The organism is Sporomusa sp. (assembly GCF_057736855.1).
On the sequence record NZ_JBYKYF010000391.1, the window covers coordinates 1 to 1542 of the forward strand.

The 1542-nt window shown below is 42.5% G+C and carries 4 protein-coding genes; 2 read left to right on the top strand and 2 right to left on the bottom strand.

The annotated features are described in order from the left end of the window. The coding region (locus tag AC29Z1_RS16650) for a YigZ family protein (protein ID WP_488272571.1) at window positions 1-429 on the top strand (429 nt) is incomplete at its 5' end. A gap of 36 nt (window positions 430-465) precedes the next feature. Here AC29Z1_RS16650 and AC29Z1_RS16655 read toward each other — a convergent pair. Further along, the gene (locus AC29Z1_RS16655; protein WP_488272572.1) at window positions 466-726 is read right to left on the bottom strand and encodes a hypothetical protein; all 261 of its coding nucleotides are present in this window, start codon (window positions 724-726) and stop codon (window positions 466-468) included. A 166-nt stretch (window positions 727-892) separates the two neighbouring features. On the opposite strand from AC29Z1_RS16655, the gene AC29Z1_RS16660 reads away from it, so the two are divergent. Then, window positions 893-1318 carry a metal-dependent transcriptional regulator gene (locus AC29Z1_RS16660; RefSeq protein ID WP_488272573.1) on the top strand — a complete coding sequence of 142 codons (426 nt, stop codon included), beginning with the start codon at window positions 893-895 and terminating at the stop codon, window positions 1316-1318. Window positions 1319-1341: 23 nt separating this feature from the next. On the opposite strand, the gene AC29Z1_RS16665 is transcribed toward AC29Z1_RS16660, so the two are convergent. Then, window positions 1342-1542: hypothetical protein (locus AC29Z1_RS16665; protein WP_488272574.1), on the bottom strand; the 201-nt coding region annotated here is incomplete at its 5' end.

The window sequence follows — 1542 nt, forward strand, 5'->3', positions numbered from 1 at the left end:
ACGGCCGGCAAACCCATATTAGAAGTTATCAACAAATCTGGCTGTAAAAATACCGTGATTGTCGTAACCCGCTACTTTGGCGGCATCAAACTAGGGGGCGGCGGACTCATCCGAGCCTATACCAAAGCAGCTTCTGCGGCCCTGGAGGCTGCCGGTATGATTGAAAAACAGCTTCACACCAAACTAGCCATTGAGCTTGGTTATCATCTACTGGGAACCGTAGAAAACCAGCTAAGACTCAATCATTATCCGATCCAAGCCAAAGACTTCACTGACGTAGTCAGGATTATTACTCTGGCCCGCAAGGGCGATGAACATCAGTTAATCCAGCTAATTGCAGACGTAACTGCCGCCCAAGGGATTGTCAAAATCATCGGAGAAGAATATCTGGACGTCAAGATACAGCAGGAAAAACTCCCTCACGCATAAGCAAGGGAGTTTTTTGCTGGTAATACAGACTTTATATTACAAATCAAGTTTAAATCTTTTCACCACTGCATCGAGTTCCTGAACCATATGTTGCAATCCCTGACTTGATGAAGCAAATTCCTGCATAACGGCTGTCTGTTCCTGAGTAGCAGCAGATACCGTCTGCGTATGGCTGGCATTTTCTTTACTTATCGCTTCTATTTCTTGTATAACGTCAACAATCCCGTGTCCTAGTTCTTCCATTTGTTGTGTAGACTTAGAAACATGGCTGATCTGTATGCTTCTGTTATCAGGCACAAATATATTGAGCAAATCTTCTTTCAGCACGTTTTTTTAATTTTTGGGTTCAAAATTTAGTAATGTATCATAACATATAATAAGTTGGCAACACAATGTTATTGAGAATTATTATTAAAAACTATTTTCTTTTATCATCTCCGGCAAGGTTTCAGGAGGAATAAGTATGCTTTCACCAAGCCTGGAAGACTATCTGGAAGAAATATATCGGTTTTATAGCAGCCTCGGCATCGTACGGGTTACGGATATTAGTCACAAACTCAATGTATCTATGCCTTCTGTTTCCAAAGCCTTGCGCAAACTCAATATCCTTGGTTATATCACCTACCAGAAATACGGTCACATTTGCCTGACAACCAAGGGTATTGAGACCGGCAAATTTCTCGTTCAACGCAATCAGATCCTTCAGGAGTTTTTAGTACTGATTCGTGCTGACTGTAACATTGCGGCCGAAGCCGAGGCTATTGAGCACTATCTATCGCAATCAACCATTGAATCCATTCAGGCACTGGTGGTTTTCATGCGAAAAAATCCAGAAATTTACCATAAGCTTTACTCTTTCCTTGAAGATTGCCAGTCAACAGATTTATAAGTTCTCTGGCAAAAACCCCGCCATTATCTAGCTATACCAATCCTAGCATCCGAGCCGACTGCGCTACAACAAAACACACGGTAAAACCAACTATTGTCGGTATCAAAAAAGCGAGAAACATCCACTTGACCTTGCCTGATTCCTTGTAGGCCGAAAGTAGGGCTGTCGAACAAGGCCAATGCAGCAAACAAAACAGCATAGTATTTAGCGCCGTGAGCCAGGTC